This is a genomic window from Noviherbaspirillum sp. UKPF54, from assembly GCF_007874125.1.
In the GTDB taxonomy this organism is placed as follows: domain Bacteria; phylum Pseudomonadota; class Gammaproteobacteria; order Burkholderiales; family Burkholderiaceae_D; genus Noviherbaspirillum.
In genome coordinates, this window is sequence record NZ_CP040128.1 from 3,574,310 (window position 1) to 3,591,303 (window position 16,994).

Annotated in this window: 15 protein-coding genes; 6 read left to right on the forward strand and 9 right to left on the reverse strand. The window is 64.5% G+C overall.

Translation table 11 applies throughout. The annotated features are described in order from the left end of the window. Positions 1 to 277 precede the first annotated feature (277 nt). The 3 genes from FAY22_RS22690 (at position 278) to FAY22_RS22695 (ending at position 2,137) form a co-directional block, all read left to right on the forward strand. The gene (locus FAY22_RS22690; RefSeq protein ID WP_146333495.1) at positions 278 to 490 is read left to right on the forward strand and encodes a hypothetical protein; all 213 of its coding nucleotides are present in this window, start codon (positions 278 to 280) and stop codon (positions 488 to 490) included. A 47-nt stretch (positions 491 to 537) separates the two neighbouring features. Then, on the forward strand, positions 538 to 1,308 hold the full coding sequence (locus tag FAY22_RS16590; protein ID WP_040041811.1) for a ferredoxin--NADP reductase: 771 nt from the start codon (positions 538 to 540) through the stop codon (positions 1,306 to 1,308). 127 nt (positions 1,309 to 1,435) lie between these two features. Continuing rightward, positions 1,436 to 2,137: a ProQ/FINO family protein gene (locus tag FAY22_RS22695; protein ID WP_371417303.1), complete on the forward strand. Its 702-nt coding sequence runs from the start codon at positions 1,436 to 1,438 to the stop codon at positions 2,135 to 2,137. 51 nt (positions 2,138 to 2,188) lie between these two features. Here the strand turns inward: FAY22_RS22695 and FAY22_RS16605 are convergent, their stop codons facing one another. The 6 genes from FAY22_RS16605 to FAY22_RS16630 all read right to left on the reverse strand — a co-directional run bounded on the left by FAY22_RS16605 (position 2,189) and on the right by FAY22_RS16630 (position 8,624). After that, complete coding sequence (locus FAY22_RS16605; protein WP_146331239.1) at positions 2,189 to 2,596, reverse strand: heme-binding protein; 408 nt, start codon at positions 2,594 to 2,596, stop codon at positions 2,189 to 2,191. Positions 2,597 to 2,826: 230 nt separating this feature from the next. Continuing rightward, entirely contained in the window at positions 2,827 to 3,297 is a 471-nt protein-coding gene (locus FAY22_RS16610; RefSeq protein WP_146331240.1) for a hypothetical protein, read from the reverse strand. A 74-nt stretch (positions 3,298 to 3,371) separates the two neighbouring features. Next, positions 3,372 to 5,885: a glucans biosynthesis glucosyltransferase MdoH gene (mdoH, locus tag FAY22_RS16615; protein ID WP_146331241.1), complete on the reverse strand. Its 2,514-nt coding sequence runs from the start codon at positions 5,883 to 5,885 to the stop codon at positions 3,372 to 3,374. Continuing rightward, on the reverse strand, positions 5,858 to 7,369 hold the full coding sequence (locus FAY22_RS16620; protein WP_146333497.1) for a glucan biosynthesis protein G: 1,512 nt from the start codon (positions 7,367 to 7,369) through the stop codon (positions 5,858 to 5,860). The genes mdoH and FAY22_RS16620 overlap by 28 nt, the downstream gene beginning before the upstream one ends. Before the next feature lie 154 nt (positions 7,370 to 7,523). Next, positions 7,524 to 8,081, reverse strand: coding sequence for a hypothetical protein (locus tag FAY22_RS16625; protein ID WP_146331242.1), 558 nt, complete (start codon positions 8,079 to 8,081; stop codon positions 7,524 to 7,526). Positions 8,082 to 8,135: 54 nt separating this feature from the next. After that, complete coding sequence (locus FAY22_RS16630) at positions 8,136 to 8,624, reverse strand: phasin family protein (RefSeq protein WP_168204862.1); 489 nt, start codon at positions 8,622 to 8,624, stop codon at positions 8,136 to 8,138. A gap of 201 nt (positions 8,625 to 8,825) precedes the next feature. Between FAY22_RS16630 and FAY22_RS22025 the strand changes: the two genes are divergently transcribed. Both FAY22_RS22025 and FAY22_RS16635 read left to right on the forward strand, forming a co-directional pair. Then, positions 8,826 to 8,999 (forward strand): hypothetical protein, encoded by a 174-nt coding sequence (locus FAY22_RS22025; protein WP_168204863.1) that lies wholly within the window; start codon positions 8,826 to 8,828, stop codon positions 8,997 to 8,999. Continuing rightward, entirely contained in the window at positions 8,996 to 9,703 is a 708-nt protein-coding gene (locus tag FAY22_RS16635; protein ID WP_146331244.1) for a hypothetical protein, read from the forward strand. The genes FAY22_RS22025 and FAY22_RS16635 overlap by 4 nt, the downstream gene beginning before the upstream one ends. 44 nt (positions 9,704 to 9,747) lie before the next feature. Here FAY22_RS16635 and FAY22_RS16640 read toward each other — a convergent pair whose 3' ends face one another. The 3 genes from FAY22_RS16640 to FAY22_RS16650 form a co-directional block, all read right to left on the reverse strand. After that, positions 9,748 to 11,253: a wax ester/triacylglycerol synthase family O-acyltransferase gene (locus tag FAY22_RS16640; RefSeq protein WP_146331245.1), complete on the reverse strand. Its 1,506-nt coding sequence runs from the start codon at positions 11,251 to 11,253 to the stop codon at positions 9,748 to 9,750. 93 nt (positions 11,254 to 11,346) lie between these two features. Beyond that, complete coding sequence (locus FAY22_RS16645) at positions 11,347 to 13,335, reverse strand: SDR family oxidoreductase (protein ID WP_146331246.1); 1,989 nt, start codon at positions 13,333 to 13,335, stop codon at positions 11,347 to 11,349. A gap of 215 nt (positions 13,336 to 13,550) precedes the next feature. Continuing rightward, positions 13,551 to 14,210: a class I SAM-dependent methyltransferase gene (locus tag FAY22_RS16650; protein ID WP_146331247.1), complete on the reverse strand. Its 660-nt coding sequence runs from the start codon at positions 14,208 to 14,210 to the stop codon at positions 13,551 to 13,553. 371 nt (positions 14,211 to 14,581) lie between these two features. Here FAY22_RS16650 and FAY22_RS16655 point away from each other — a divergent pair, with 371 nt between their 5' ends. After that, positions 14,582 to 16,858: an EAL domain-containing protein gene (locus tag FAY22_RS16655; RefSeq protein WP_168204864.1), complete on the forward strand. Its 2,277-nt coding sequence runs from the start codon at positions 14,582 to 14,584 to the stop codon at positions 16,856 to 16,858. The last annotated feature ends 136 nt before the right edge of the window (positions 16,859 to 16,994 follow it).

The following is a 16,994-nucleotide window of genomic DNA, read 5'->3' on the forward strand; positions in this document are numbered from 1 at the left end:
CAAAACCCGGTAATGGCATGGCCGCAGCGCCGACGCCGCCGGCATTAGCATATCGCCAAAATATATATATGCCGCGCCAGGTACCGCGTGGAGTTCGGAACGTACTCTGCTATAGTTCAGGGTTTGAGCCGCCCTCGCCACGCTGGTATCCCGGTGTGGCCGTCGGAAATCACGCTGCATACCGCTTCCCGCACGCTCAGGCTGATGCGGGGGAGACGAGCACGCGACATTAACGCACCAATCCTTGCGCTAGTCCTGCCGCTGCGCCGAATGCGAAATCCGGCGCCACAGCAGCAAGCCGACGAGGAACACGGTTGCGTTATTCCGCATCGAGCCGATCAGCGATATCGGCCTGCGTATGTTTTTCAGCGACGGGCATCTGTGCGGCATTGATACCTGTATCAGCTCGCATTCGGACAGAATTGACGCTTTGATAATGGGAGCAACACCTCCCAGCGTTGCCCGCGACGCGCTGTGCCGAAGGCTTTAAAATAATCATCTATTTGAAATATTCTTTTAGCTTCTGAAAGGCGAACCATGAGTAATATGTTTGAAGCCAAGGTGTTGACGGTGCATCACTGGACCGACCGCCTGTTTTCCTTCACGACGACGCGCGACACCAGCTTCCGTTACCAGAGCGGCCAGTTTGCCATGATCGGCCTGCAGGTCGACGGCAAGCCGCTGATGCGCGCATACAGCATGGTAAGCCCTCACTACGAAGAAAACCTCGAATTCCTGAGCATCAAGGTGCAGGATGGTCCGCTGACCTCGCGCCTGCAGAACATCCAGCCGGGCGACACCATCCTGGTCGGCCGCAAGGCATCCGGCACCCTGCTCACGCAAAACCTGCTGCCGGCCAAGCGCCTGTACCTGCTCGGCACCGGCACCGGCCTGGCACCGTTCATGAGCATCATCCAGGACCCGGACGTCTACGAAAAATTCGAGAAGGTGGTGCTGGTGCACGGCTGCCGCCAGATCCACGAACTGGCGTACCAGGAGCGCATCACCGATTTGCCGAACAATGAATTCTTCGGCGAGATGGTGTCCGACAAGCTGGCCTATTTCCCGACCGTGACGCGCGAGCCGTTCAAGAACCAGGGCCGCATCCCGACCCTGATCGAAAGCCGCAAACTGTTCGAGGAACTCGGCCTGCCGGAACCGGACCTGGAAAACGACCGCTTCATGTTGTGCGGCAGCCCGGCAATGCTGAAGGATACGGTCGCCGTGCTGGAAAGCTTCGGCTTCAAGGAAGGCAACATGAGCCATCCGGGCCACTACGTGATCGAACGCGCGTTCGTCGAGAAGTAAGCCCAACGTCTGCACGCGGCGGAAAGGCGCAGCGCTTTCCCGCCGCAGCGTTCATCTGCCGGGCAGCCCCGGCCTTTCGCAGCGCGCGTCCCTGAATGGACCGTCTGCTTTTTCCCATTCCCCCTGCATGACCTGGGCACAGACGACCGTGCCGTTGAGCTTGCTGCGCCACTTGTACCAGGCAGCGGGCACTGCAGTGGCGGAAACTGCGCTCAACACGGCAAGCGCGAACACAAGATATCTCGTCATTCTTCCTCCCTCGGCAAAAAGTCCGGCCTGTGCGCCGATGCCGTGTATTTTGCACGCGCTGCCGACAAAACCGAAGCCCCCATTCCATTTCCGGGCGAAGCGGAGGGCGCCATCGTGGTATTCTTCCGCCCCTGCGAGCTTTATCTTCCTATCATTGTCAATGACTATGCCTGCCACCGCCTCTAACGCAGTCGATGCCGCGCGCGCGCTGCTGAAACAGATTCAAGAGAATTTTCCGGTCTTCCGCGAAAACAAGCCGCTTGCCATCGGGATCGACAAGCAGCTTCTTGCGCAGATGCCGGACGTGAACAAAAAGACCTTGCGGATCGCGCTCGGCCTTCACACCGGTTCATCGCGCTATCTGAAATCGATGGAAAAAGCCGTCTCCAGATTCAACCTGGATGGCACGCCCGCCGGCGACGTCGACGACACCCATCGCACCCATGCGGCAGAAACTCTGCGGGCGCGATTCAAGAAAGCGGCGGAACAGAAAAAGGCGCAGCAGGAAGCGCTCAAGGCCGAGCGCCAGCACGCAGAGAAATTGCGCCAGCTCGCCGAGAAATTCTCCCCGCGCCACTGACGCCAGCGACATCTATGATGACGGGATGACGCAGGCCATGCCTGCGCATCCTCACAGTCCCAGCGCCGCGATCCCCGCTTTGGCGACTTGCGCGTCTTCGGACGCCTTCACGCCGGATACGCCGACGGCGCCCAGGCACGCGCCCTCATGCAGGATCGGCACGCCGCCTTCCAGCAGGCCTTCCACATCCGGCGCCGTGACGAATGCAAAGCGGCCATTGTTGATCATGTCTTCATGAAACTTGGTTTCGCGCCGGGCCAGCGCGGCGGTGCGGGCCTTGGCAGCGGCAATGCTGGCGGAAATCGGCGCTGCGTTGTCGAGCCGTTGCAGCGAAAGAAGATGGCCGCCATCGTCCACCACCGCGATCGTCACCGCCCAGCCGTTGCGCTTCGCCTCGGCTTCCGCTGCCGCAACCACTGCCTTCACTTCATCCAGCGTCAGAATTTGCTTCGAATACATCACTTGTCCTCTTCGTTGTCTTGTCCGGCCCGATCACGGTCAAGCCGGCGCACGTTCTTGTCATGTCACCGCACGAACGGCGTGCCATCGATTTTGCATGGCCGGCGCCGGCCGCATACGTGAATAGTTTTCATGCATCCCTGAAGTTTTTGACCTTGACGGTCGGATCACTTCCGCTACAAGACTGCGTGTGCCGGCTTGCGCAAGCGTAGCCATGATTGCATGCAAGATCAGCGCGCCTCGCGCTTGCTTGCGTCGGCGCGCTTCCCAAAGCGGGAGAACACCCCGCGCAATCGTTGCTGCACCAGGAAAGCGGCGCTGCCGAGCAAGCCGAAGAACAGGTCGGACATGGTATCCGCCAGTCCCCACTGCATGGTCGTGCCGAAAAAATAGTCACTAAGAAACTCGTAAAACTCCCAGCAGATCGCGGCCAAACCGACGCAGGAAAACACCAGCGTCATGCGGATCGGCCGCGGTATATGGCCAATGACATCGTCCGCGCTGTCGAACAGGTCGAGCAGGAAGTACGACAGCGCCGCCCCGCCGCTGAAGTGTGTCGCGCTGTCGAGCCACCAGTACAAGGGGTAGGCGTTGAATACGAGCGAAGCGATCAGATAAAAGCCGAACAGCCCCGCAGGCGCCCACCCCGCCCTGCGCAATGCCGCCAGCACCCATCTGGCCAGAGCCTGCCTGTTTTTCATCGACACTGCCTTCCTTCATGCCACGCTAGACCTGCAAGGAGCGTGCCCGGGAATCGAACGCGTCTTTTCGCGCTTCAAGCTTTTTCTTGCGCAACGCGATAGCGCTCGTGAGCATAGGCGCAGGTCCACACGTCATGGTGCAGCTGCGATAACAGCAACGGGTCGTCCAGCAGCGCCGCCTTCTGCTTCTCGTCGAGCGCGTCCGGCCCGGCACGCAGCGCCGTGCGAGCCAGCGCCTCCCGCGCGGCCCGCAACACCGGCGGCAGCCCGGGGCGCGCCATGGCCGCCGCGCAGGCCAGCGCGTTGACGACCGGATCGACCACCGCGTCGATGAAGCCGGGCAGCTCGCCGGCCGCACGCTGATGCTCGCCGCACGCCCGCAACTCCGGCGGCGGTGCGCTTTCTTCGGGCGTCACGAACAGCCCGGCGCGTCGCAGGCGCCGCCCCAGCGACACCCGGCTCGACAACACCGACAGCGGCACCGACAGTGCCAGCGCGCCCGCGATCGGCAAAAGCCAGGGAAGAAACGACGGGTTGAGCCAGTACACCGTGCCGCCCCATGCCAGCCCCAGCAGCGTGTGCAGGCCGTGCTTGCCGCACGCTTCGCGCCAGGTGGTTTCCGAATCGGCGCGCGGCGGCGATTTCCAGTGCAGGGCCCAGCCGAGAAAGGCGGCCGCCACGAAGCGGGTGTGGAACAGCATGCGCACCGGCGCCATCAACATCGACACCAGCATTTCGAGCAAAGCCCCGGCGACCACGCGAGCGCACCCGCCGAACTGGCGCGCGCCGTCGCGGCAGGCCAGCAGCACGCTCAGTATCTTGGGCAGGAACAGGAGCGTGGCGGTGGCGGAAAAAAGCGCCAGCGCCTTTTCCGGATGCCATTGCGGCCAGATGGGGAACAGCTGGCGCGGTTCGACGAAATACTGCGGCTCGACCAACGTGTGCAACGCCAGCAGGCCGGTCGACAGCGCCAGGAACAGGAACCACAAGGGCGCCGACAGGTATGCCATCACGCCGGTGACGAACACGGCGCGATGCACCGGGTGCATGCCGCGGGCGGCGAACAGCCGGAAATTCATCAGGTTGCCATGGCACCAGCGCCGGTCGCGCTTGAGTTCGTCGAGCAGGTTGGGCGGCATTTCCTCGTAGCTGCCGTCGAGGTCGTAGGCGATCCACACGCCCCAGCCGGCGCGACGCATCAGCGCCGCTTCGACGAAGTCGTGCGACAGGATCTCGCCAGCCAGCGCGCCGCGCCCCGGCAGCGGCGACAACGCGCAGTGGCGCATGAAGGGCGCGACTCGGATGATCGCGTTATGCCCCCAGTAATGCGACTCGCCCAGCTGCCAGAAATGCAGTCCGGCCGTGAAGAGCGGCCCGTACAGGCGCGTGGCGAACTGCTGGATGCGCGCATACAGGGTGTCGCGGCCAGCGGCGCGCGGCGCGGTCTGGATGATGCCGGCGTCCGGGTTGGCTTCCATCAGCCGCACCAGCGTGGCCAGGCAGGCGCCGCTCATAACGCTGTCGGCGTCGAGCACGATCATGTAGCGATAGTTCTTGCCCCAGCGCCGGCAAAAGTCGTCGATGTTGCCGCTCTTGCGCTTGACGCGGCGCTTGCGGTGCCGGTAGAAGATGCGGCCGAAACCGCCGACAGCGCGACACAGGCCGGCCCATGCCGCCAGTTCGGCGGCGCGGATATCGCTGCTGCCGCTGTCGCTGAGCACGAAGAAGTCGAAACGCGCCAGCTCGCCGCTGCGCTGCAGCGATTCGTAGGTGGCGCGCAGGCCAGCCATCACCCGCCCCACGTCCTCGTTACAGATCGGCATCACGATCGCAGTGCGCGCGCCCGGATCGATCGGCGCCCGGTCATTGCGAGCGCGCGAGATGAGATAGCGGTCGTCGCCGCGCACCAGCGCCATAAATCCCGCCAACGCGGTCCAGAACCCGGCGGACACCCAGCAGAACAGCAGCGCGAAGAGCACCAGCATGGCCGCCTCGGCCGCCGTCGCGCCCTGATAGGGCAACACCTCGCGCATGAAATAAGCCGCGATCCCGGTTTGCGCGAGCATCAGCGCAAGCAGCGCGACGCGCCGGAGATTGCCGTTGTGAGGCGATGCTCCCTGCGGGCCGGGCGCATCGCCCGCGCGCGCAGCTCGCCGCTCATTGCCGCCGGCCCGCAGCCAACGCGCGAGCGGATTGAGCGCGCCCCAGGGCTGCGGCACCATCGACGCCCGGTTGACGGGCGGCGCAAACGGCAGCGGTGTGTTCCCATCCTGCCTGGCCACCAGGCGCTGGACATTACCGGGCTGAGAACCTGATTGTGCAGCGGTCCGGGGCGCGCGATATGCCAGCTGCAGGCGCGCTTGCACCGACGCGTGAACGGCGTCGGCATTCGTCGCATGCGCGGCCTGTGCGCCGGCCAGCGCGCGGTGCAGCGCGGCAAAACCGGCGCGCGGCGCGATGCTTCCAGCGAGTGCGCGGCGTTCATGCGGCGATAGCGGCAGTCGGCCCAGGTAACGTTCGCACAGCGCCTCGGGGGCGTGCGTTTCGGCCGGCGCGCGCCTCACTCCGGGGGCAAGATGTAGCTCCACGTTTCTGACAGGGTGTTGTTGGCACTGCGTAGGTAACCGCGCAATTCGACCGGTTTCCGGTCATCGTTGCGCGCCAGCCGCGTCGTCATGCGCCAGCCGCCGCCGGCGGGGTTGCGGAAGGCATTCACCTCGATGATCCGGGCGTTGGCGTCGGCGCTGACGACCGCCTCGACGCGCGCATCGTCGGGCAGCTTTTTCAGCGCCGGCCCCTCGAAGTCGACCGACAGCGCGATGCTGTCGTCGGCCTTGCGCAGCCAGCCGTGGCCGCGCCGCGTCTGCGTCGCCCACGCCAGCGGCGGGCGCCGCTCGGCATCCTTCTGCCACAACAGCCGGTAGGCGATATCGTAGGGCTGCCCCGGCTTGGGAGGCGTATCCGGGACCCAGAACGCGACGACGTTGTCATTGGTTTCGTCGGGCGTCGGAATCTGGACCAGCTCGACCCGTCCCGCCCCCCAGTCTCCTTGGGGCTCGACCCAGGCGCTGGGGCGCGCTTCGTAATGCGCCTCCAGGTCTTCGTAGCTGCCGAAGCGCCTGTCACGCTGCATCAGCCCGAAGCCGAGCGGATTGGTCAGCGCAAACGAAGTCACCAGCAGGCGCCGCGGGTTCACCAGCGGGCGCCAGATCCATTCGCCGGAGCCGGACTGAATCGACAAGCCGTCCGAGTCGTGCACTTCCGGCCGATAATCCTCGACCTGCGCGCGCTGGTTCTCGCCGAAGAAATACATGCTGGTGAGCGGCGCGATGCCGAGCTTGGCGACGTTTTCGCGCAGGTAGAGCCGCGCCGTCACATCCATGGCAGTGTCCGCGCCGGGCTTGAGCGTGAAGCGGTAGGCGCCGGTGACGCGGCGCGAATCGAGCAGCGCGTATACCGTCAGCTCCTTTGCCGTCGCGCCCGGCCGCTCGATCCAGAACTCGACGAATTGCGGAAACTCCTCGCCGGAATTGAGCGCGGTGTCGACCGCCAGTCCGCGTGCCGACAAGCCGTAGGCCTGGCCCTTGCCGATGGCGCGGAAATAGCTCGCGCCCAGGAACACCAGGACCTCGTCCTTGTATTTCGGCGTGTTGACCGGATAATGCACGCGAAAGCCGGCAAAGCCCAGCCCGGCAAGGTCCTTCGCATGGAGGTCGTTGGCGCCGTAGTGGAAGGATTTCGGATCGAAGCGGATTTCGCGCACGCTCTTGCCGGCGACTTCGTGGATCTTGACCGGGCTGTCGAACGCCATCCCCTGGTGGAAGAACGCCAGCTCGAACGGCAGCTTCGCGTTGCGCCAGTATGTCTTGTCGCGCTCGAAACGGATGTCGCGGTACTGGTCGTAGCTGAGACTGGCAAGCTTCTTCGGAATGTTCTTCGGCGGCGCCTTGTAGGAGGAGGCGGCCAGCTGGCGGGCTCTGGCGGCGACATCGTCGAAGCCGAACGCGGCGGCCACCGCCGGCAGCAGCGACAGCGCCGCGCAGGCGGTCGCCGCGCGCAGGCGCGGCAGCATGAAATTGATTGCGGTTCCTGACATTGCGGCCCATTGCACATTCACGTATGGACCATCTTGCCGCGTCATACCGGCGATGGTTTGAGGGCGTGCAATAGGCGCTTACTTAGGCGCGCGCGTTTGGTTCAAATACAACAGGATGGCCGGCAACCGCCTATTCAGGCACGAAGGTGCCGATCAGCGCGAGGAGCGTGAAGCTGCCGCCGAGCGCCACGACCAGCCAGTTCCACGCGCTCAGGCGCGCGTTGCGCTCATGCCCGGGGCAAGCGGCGGCATTGAGGCGGTTGGCATGCGCCTGCGCCGGCAGCAGGAAGATCACCGCCAGCGACGATGCCCACCAATACGGGTCGGGCAGCTTCCACAGCATGGTCGTGACGATCCAGCCCGCGGCCAGCAAGCCGGCCGGCGCGCGCATCGGCATGCCGCGGGCATTACCAAGATCGCGGATCCTGGCAATGCACTGGTAACAAAAGAAAAAGGAGAAAAACGCGCGCCAGAACGGCATGATGCGGCTGCCCTCGCGCTGCTTGATCCGCTGCCAGTTCCGGTAGTACCAGTACAGTTCATAAAAGCCCGCGGTGCACACGGACATGAGGGCGAGCTTGAAGAGGGACACGGCGAAGAACGGCGGCTCATCGTTCCGGGCGACCGCGTGCGTGGCTGCCTGCGCGGCAATGCCCGCCTGCTGTGGTGTGTCTAGATCGATGCTCACAAATTCTCCCCTGGCGCAAGGGTGCCATTGTACGCCGGGGAGCGCGGGTATATCTCAGGCGCGGCTTCCGGCCGCCGATTTGCGCATGGCGCTCTTCACAGTTTTTTCCTTACCCCTGGCGGCCGTCCTCCTTCCGCGCGCGCCAGCGTTCGACAAGGCCGTCACCGACTGGCACAGGCCATCGATTTCCTCTGTCAGGGCCTTCAGATCGTCCTGGGTCGGCACGCCAAGATTGCGCAGCGTGCGCGTGAAACGCTCCTCGAACACTTCTTCCATTTTCCCCAGCGGCACGGCTGTCTGCCTGCCGAGAGTCTCGCTCATCCTGGCGATCGCGCCCGAAATTGTTTGCCCGGCCAATCGCTGCGTGCGCGTTTGCAGGCTGGCGCCTTCCTTCATCAGCCTGGCGAGCAGGCCGCTGCCCTCGTCGCGCGCGATGGAAAAAGCCCCCAGTCCGGCTTGCCAGATCTGTTGTGCGGAATTGCGCACGGCATCCTTGAAATCAACTTCCTGGATTTGTGTCGCGTCGTGCAGTTTTTTCGTCATAACTCTTTTCCGTCCGGTTAGTCGAAGTCGAATCCGTGTTTCATATCGATGCGCCAACGTTGCTGTTTCTGCTGAAGAGACGATGCACCGCGCACGCTCATTCTGCATTGCGCTCCATCAGAGCGCGCCTATCTTGGCTGCCCATGGATTCGTCATAGCCATCAAGCATGTCGAACGCGCCCTGCACTGATTCCGGCGCGGATGACCTGGATCAAAGATTTCGGCGGCGCGGAAGAAGAGAGTATGAGTGCGCCGCACCAATCGACGGGCGCACTTCACTCCGTTTCTCCGCCGCCAGCCACGCCGACGATGCGCAATGATTCCGCATCCGGCAACTGGCGCCTTTCCACATACGACATGAAGGAATCGACATGACGACCAAACACACCAGGGAAAGCAGCGCGCACAAGAACGAGGCAGCAACGGAAGTATCGACCGTCTCCGGAAACGGACAGGCGGGGCAGAAAGGCTATGCGGCGCACAACATCCAGGAAGGCATCGCCGGGCGTCTTGCCGGGCTCAACAGCATCGAGGCCGATATCGTGGTTCTCGTCAAAAGCACGGTTTCCGACGCACTCAAGACCGGCGGAGGCGCGGCGACCCAGCTGACGAAAGTGATACACGAAGTGGTCGAAGGCGCCATCGGTGCGGCAGAACAGGTCGGCACCGGCCTGACCATGAGCACCAAGAGCGTGGCCAAGGGCATCGTGATGGGTGTGCACGAAGTCGGCGGCGACGTCATCGGCGCCGGCTCGGAAACAGTGCGTTCGGTGATTCATCAGGCGGCCGGGATCGGCGCCGATATCGGCCTGGTCGCCAAGCGCGCGGTGAACGGCATCATCGAAGGCGTGGCCGAAACCGGCGGCAATGTCGGGCAGGCGGCGGCGCGCGCCACCGAGGGAGCCATCGAAGAAGCGGGCCGGATTGGCAGCATGGCGGTGAAAACGGTCAAGGAAGTCCTGATCGGCGCAAGCGAGAGCGCGGGCGAGGTGCTCGGCACGGTGCTTCCCCACGCGGCAAACCACCATCCTGCGCATCAGCGCGCGGCATCAACGCACGGAAAGACACTGCACAGCTGACGCTTCATGCCGGGCCGCGCCTGCCGCGTCCCGGCTCCGCCCGGCTAATCGGGGCGCGCGCCTTGCCGGCCGCGGCGCGACTGCGGAACGGCTGTATGCCGCGGCCAGGGCATCAGCAGGGCGCCGATCAGCAGCGCTTCGAATTCGGCGGCGAAACGCCTGACGATCGCCTCCGGGTCGGGCACGCGCCGCGCGTCGGTCATCACACCGAAATCAACCTTGCCGTCGTAGCTCAGGATGCTGATGCCCATGCCGATGCCGCCCGACTGCGGCACCCAGAACACCTGGCGCGCGATGCGCCTGCCAGCGAAATAGCGCGCGTCCGGCGCGCCGCGCACATTGGTGACAACGGCGCTGGCATTGGCCGCGAGTGCTTCCAGCGTCCTTTCCTTGATTACTTCCGGCACCATGCCCATGCTCATCAGGATGCCCAGCGCCACGGTGGGCTGTTGTGAGTGCTTGAGCTCGTCCATGCGCTGTTTCACCGCGAACACGCGCTCGGTCCTGTCCTCGACGCCGAGCGGCAGGTTCAGGAACACCATGCCGAAATGATTGCCCAGATCGACGAGCGGCCCGGGCGGACGCATGTTGACCGGCACAAGCGCACGCATGTCGGTGTCATCGACGGTGTCGCCGCGCTCCAACAGATAGCTGCGCAGTGCGCCGGTGACGCAGGCGAGCAGAACGTCATTGACGGAACAGGCGTACGCTTCGGCGATCGCCTTGACCTCGAACAGCGACAGCGGCTCAGCCCACGCTGCCCGCTTCATCACGCCGAGCGCCCCCTTGAAGCGCGTCGGCGAATCCGGCTTCATCGCGGCGATATAGGCTGCCTCGCGCGCCAGGTCAATGCCGGTGCGGGCATAGCCGGCGAGCTGCAGCGGATTGGCGAGCAATTGCCGGCCGATGCCGGCCAGCGACTGGGCCGAGCGCAGCACATCCCCCACCGCTTCCGAGGCCGGCCCGAGAATGCGCTCCCAAGCCGCGCGCGGCGCGTCCTCGGCGCCGACGTCGCCAGCCGTGTCATGCGGCAGCATGGGGTCGGCATCGGTCATACTGGAAAGCACGTGGATCAGCGCGAAGCCATCGGCGTAGCAATGATGAATGCGCAGCACCAGCGCGCTGCCGCCGTGCAGGTCGTCAATCAGGTGGAACTGCCACATCGGCTTGCTGCGGTCGAGCGGGGTGCTGACCAAGTCGCTGACCGCCTCCTCCAGCGCACGCGCGGTGCGCGGCAGCGCGACGTGGCGCACGTGCCAGTCGAGATCGAATCCGGCGTCGTTTTCCCAGAATGGCTCGCCGCCATGCTCGACCACACGCTGGCGGAAGCGGTGAAAGCACAGCATGCGCGTGGCGATCACGTCCCTGACGCGGCGCAGGTCGAGCCGCTGCTCGAACATCAGCATGCCGCAAATCATCATCAGGTTGGTGGGCCGGTCCATGCGCAACCACGCGGCGTCGATGTAGGACAGAGGCTCCCTCTCGCTGGACATCACGCTCATCATCGCGCTCCGCAGTGTTGTCGGTGACGGTTTCAGGCTGGGTTGCATGGCATTCCGGGTTGAGTGGTTGACGTCACGCGCTTCGGCTCGAAGCGTTCGCGGCGCTTACGACACGAAGAGCGCTCCTGCGCATGCGCGCCGCTAAAAATGCACGCCGCGCAACAGCTGCTGCATGGCGCGCTGCTCCGCCGACAGCGGGGGCGCCGCTTTCTCGCCTTCCTTGGCTGCCGGCTCCATGTCCGCGAACATGCGAAACGCGGTGTTCAAGATGATCTGGGCCGCATGCGGCATCACCGTATGCAGCCCTTGACCTGCCAGCCCGATACGGGTCGCAATGCGCACCGGCTTGTCGACAATGGCGCGCACCACGAGATCGGCAGCCTCGTCCGGCGACAGCGTCGGCACGTCGCGGTAGATGCCGGTAGGCGCGATCATCGGCGTGCGCACCAGCGGCATGTTAATGGTGGTGAACTTGATGCCGACATCGGCGAATTCGGAGGCGGCGCACAGCGTCCATGCGTCGAGCGCCGCCTTCGACGCCACGTAGGCCGAAAAGCGCGGCGCATTGGTCAGCACGCCGATCGACGAGATGTTGATCACCTGTCCCGCGCGCCGCTCCATCATCTTCGGCAGCAGTCCCATCGTCATCCGCAACGCGCCGAAATAATTCAGCTGCATGGTGCGCTCAAAATCGTGCAGCCGGTCGAAGCTGGCCTCGATCGGCCTGCGGATCGAACGCCCGGCATTGTTGATCAGGATGTCGACGCCATCGTGATTGGCGATGAGCGTCTGCACGAAGCGCTCGCAATCGGCAGCGTCGGCCAGGTTGACCTGGTAGGTGAGCACGTCGTGGCCGCGCGCCCGGATCGTCTCCCGGGCGGCGGCGAGCTTGCCCGCGTCGCGCCCGCAGATGAGCGTGATGGCGCCGGCCTCGGCCAGCTTGCGGGCGGTGGCCAGCCCGATGCCGGAGGAGCCGCCGGTCACCAGCACCGTCTTGCCCTCGACCTGCCCGCGCAGGCTGCGGTCGACGAACAATTCGGGATCGAGGTTGCGCTCCCAGTAATCCCACAGCCGGTCGGCGTATTGCTCCAGGCGCGGGCAGGCAATGCCGCTGCCTTCGAGCGCCCTGGCGGCCTCGCGGTTGTCGAAGCGGGTCGGATAATTCGCGAACTGCAGGATGCCATCCGGTAAGCCGAAGTCGCGCATCAGCGCATCCTTCAAACGGCGCACCGGCTTCATGGCCATCACGCCCTTCGCCACGGCATCAGGCACGAACCCGAACAGCGCGGCATTGATGCGCAAGCTGAGCGCAGGTGCGTGCGCCGAGCGCGCAAAGATGTCGAGCACAGTGCCCACCCGCAGCGGCGCCGGATCGGTCAGGTGAAAGCATTCACCGCCGGCGCGCGGCTGGTGCGCGATATGGCACATCGCATCGACCACATAGTCGACCGGCACGAGATTGATGCGCCCGCCCTCGATGCCGATGGCCGGCATCCATTGCGGCAAAAGGCGGCGCAGGCGCTGTATCGGTTTGAAGAAGTAGTACGGGCCGTCGATCTTGTCCATTTCGCCGGTGCGGGAGTCGCCCACCACCATGCCGGGCCGGTACACGGTCCACGGCACGGCGCAGGCGGTGCGCACGATTTTTTCGGACGCATGCTTGGTGGAGAAATACGGATGATCGAGATGCTCGGCTTCGTCGAACATGTCTTCGCGAAACATGCCCTCGTACAGGCCGGCGGCGGCAATCGAGCTCACGTGGTGAAAATGCTTCACCTGCAGCGCATTGGCCAGTTCCACCGCATGGCGCGTGCCGTCGACGTTGGTGACGATCTGTGCCTCGGGGGCGGCCTTCAGGTCATAGATCGCCGCCAGATGAAAGAAGTGGTCGATCCCGCCGGCGAGCGCGGCTGCCTCGCGGGCATCGATGCCAAGGCCGGGGGCGCGCACGTCGCCGCGCACCGGAATCGCGCTGGCCCGTTGCGGATTCCAGAACGCAAGCAGGGCGGGCAGTTTGTCCGCGCTGGCCTCGCGCATCAGGAAATACACTTCGCTGCCCTCGCGCTCGAGCAATTTCCTGACGAGCCGTTTGCCGATGAAGCCGGTCGCTCCGGTAATGAAATACCGCATTGCGCCTCCTTGTCGTGGAGCCTGCCGTCGGATGGATGGGACATGCGAAACAAGCGGGCCGGCGCAGCCGCCCGCGACTCCTGCGGCAGCCGGTGCTGCGGCAGCCGGTACATTTCATTATCTGGCGGCGCCCATGACAAATCCTTGAACGATGTCAAATGTGCCCGATCGCAGCGGGGCATTCAACCTGTCCCCGCGCTTCCCCATGCGACCGTTCAGCGCTTGCGCGCCAGCATCAATCCATCCGCGATCGGCACCAGCGACAAGTCGACGCGCTCATCGGCATGCAGCTTGCGATTGAACGCCTGGAGCGCGGCCGTGTCCGCATCCTGCGCGGGCCGCGCCACCGCGCCGCCCCATAGGACATTGTCGACCGCGATCAGCCCGCCCGTGCGCAGCAGCGCCAGGCAGCGCTCGTAGTAGACGTCGTAGCCGCCCTTGTCGGCATCGATGAAGGCGAAGTCGAAGCGGCCCGCCTCGCCGTTGGCGATCAGGTCGTCGAGCGTGTCCGCCGCTGGCGCAATGCGCAGATCGATCTTGTGCGCCACGCCCGCCTTTTCCCAGAAGCCGCGCGCCACGTCCGTGAATTCGCGGCTGACGTCGCAGCCGATCAGGCAGCCGTCCGGTGGCAGCGCCAGCGCTGTCGCCAGCGCGCTGTAGCCGGTGAAGACGCCGACCTCGATGGTGCGGCGCGCGCCGATCAGCCGCACCAGCAGCGCCATGAACTGGCCCTGTTCCGGTGCGATCTGCATCGACGCCTGCGGATGGGTACGGTTGAACTCGCGCAGCTCGGCCAGCGCCGGATGCTCGCGCAGCGACGCATCGAGCAGGTAGCGATACAGCGTGTCGTCCAGGTTCAGGGTACGGGTGGACATCGCGTTCTCCTCGCCAATGGGTCGATTGGGACCGATCCAATTATCGTAGCGGGGGCCGCGGCACGCATCTGCTGTTAGCGCAAAGCCTGCGCGCGGCGTTGATGCCTGCAATAAAGGTTGTAATTTGAACTCAACTAGCGGCCCCGCGTCTAATCCTGCACCGGAGAGGTATACAGAAACTTGTGCCTGCCATCGCTAATCTACGAACTGGACTCGACGCATCGTGTTGCCTGGATTAACTGCATGAAGCGCATTCCGCATGGCCGATGCCGATCGGCAGCGCGTGTACGAATGGCCATGTTCGACTATACATTCAGCTCCCCTTTATCAATGCCGCCGCTGTCCACAGGCACCGGCGCGAGGCGCCAGACATGATTCATCGCCCGGCTTCGGCCCTGCAAGGCCAGACCATCATGATGGTGGACGACACCCCGGCCAACCTGGGTGTATTGGCCCACGTGCTGGAAGAGCACGGCCTGACGGTGGTGGTGGCACAGGACGGCGAGGAAGCGCTCGCGCGCGCCGAGCGGGTGCGGCCGAACCTGATCCTGCTGGACGTAATGATGCCCGGCATCGACGGCTTCGCGACCTGCCGCCGCCTGAAGGCGCATGCGCAATTGCGTGACATCCCGGTGATCTTCATGACCGCGCTGGCGGAAAACAGCGACAAGGTGCGCGGCTTCGAAGTGGGCGGCGTCGATTACGTGACCAAGCCGTTCCAGATCGAGGAAGTGCTGGCGCGCATCAATACCCACCTGACGCTATGCCAAGTGCAGCGGCGCCTGACCGAGCAGAACGAGAAGCTGCAAAAGGAAGTCGCGCTGCGCCGCCAGATCGAAACCCACCTGCAGACCGCCTACGACCAGCTCGAAGAACGGGTGGCGCAGCGCACCGACGAGCTGGCGCGTGCCAACGCGCAGCTAACGGCGGAAATCAATGAGCGCATGCGCGCGGAGAACTCCCTGCGCAAGAGCGAGGCGCGCATCCGCCGCCTGGTCGACGCCAATATCATCGGGATCTATTTCTGGACACCCGACGGCGCGCTGACCGAGGCGAACGACGCCTTTCTGAACCTGCTCGGCTATACGCAACAGGAGCTGCGCGACGGCAAGGTGCGCATCGAGCAGATTTCGCCGCCCGAATATGCCACGCTGTTCAAGCGTGAAGAAGAGGAGATCAGGCGCACCGGCAGCCTGCAGCCGTTCGAGAAGGAATACCTGCACAAGGATGGGCGCCGCGTGCCGGTGCTGGTCGGCGCGGTTTTCCTCAACGGCGGCCAGGACGAGGGCGTGGCCTTCGTGCTCGACCTGAGCCAGCACAAGGAAGCCGAGGAACGCATCCGCTACATGGCCGACCACGACGCCCTCACCGGGTTGCCCAATCGCGCGCTGCTGCAGGATCGGCTGCAGCAGGCACTGGCGCATGCACACCGCTCCCGCACCGATGTCGCAGTGCTGTTCATCGACCTCGATTACTTCAAGCACATCAATGATTCGCTCGGCCATCAGGTCGGTGACAGCCTGCTGCGCAGCGTCGCCACGCGGCTGCAGCAATGCGTGCGCGAGGGCGACAGCGTGGCGCGCCTGGGCGGCGACGAATTCGTGCTGACGCTACCGCTGATCACCGACAGCGCCGACGTAGCACTGGTGGCGCAAAAGGCGCTCAATGCGCTCGACGCGCCGTTCCATTGCGATGGCCATGAACTGCACGTCAGCGCCAGCATCGGCATCAGCATGTATCCGGACGACGGGCACGACGTCGAAACCCTGATGCGCACCGCCGACACCGCCATGTACCATGCCAAGGAAAACGGGCGCGGCAATTACCAGTTCTTCACCTCGGCGCTGAACCGGGCGGCGCAGCGGCGCCTGGCGATGAGCAATTCGCTGCGGCACGCGCTGGCACGCAACGAATTCACGCTGTTTTATCAGCCGCAGGTGGAGCTCGAAAGCGGCACGATTTTTTCGGCCGAGGCTCTGCTGCGCTGGCGCCAGCCGGGCCAGACGCCGATCACCTGCAGCGAGTTCGTGACCTTGGCCGAGGAAACCGGCCTGATCCTGCCGATCGGCGAATGGGTGCTGCGCGAAGCCTGCCTGCAGCTGAAGCGCTGGCACGAGCTCGGCTACACAAACCTGGTCATCGCGGTGAACCTGTCGGCGCGCCAGTTCTTCCAGCCGAATTTCCTGGGCACGATCCGGAATATCCTCGACGACAGCGGCATTCCCGCATCCTGCCTCGACCTCGAAATCACCGAAAGCATGCTCATGCAGCGCAGCGAAGACAATGTCGCCACCCTGCAGCGCCTGTCCGGCATGGGGATAAAGCTGTCGATCGACGATTTCGGCACCGGCTATTCGAGCCTGGCCTACCTGCAGCGCTTCCCGGTCGACGCGCTCAAGATCGACCGCTCCTTCATCAGCGGCATCGGGCAGGATTCCAACGACACCGCGCTCGTCACCGCGATCATTTCCATGGCCCACAGCCTGCGCCTGAAAGTGCTGGCCGAGGGCGTCGAAACGCCGGAACAGATCACCTTCCTGCGCTCGCACGGCTGCCTGTCGGCGCAAGGCTACTTCTACAGCGAAGCGGTATCGGCCGAGGCATTCACGAAGCTGTTGCGGCAGCAGCAGCGGACCGTGGATGCGTGAGGCGCGGCGGCAGTCCGCCCGCCCGCTTGAATTGACCCAGATCAAAGTTGCCAAAATGCACTTGCATTTACACTGATTTCAAGCAATCCATGCTTTTTGGCAATATCGCCGGCGCGCGATCCGATCGCCGGCCAGC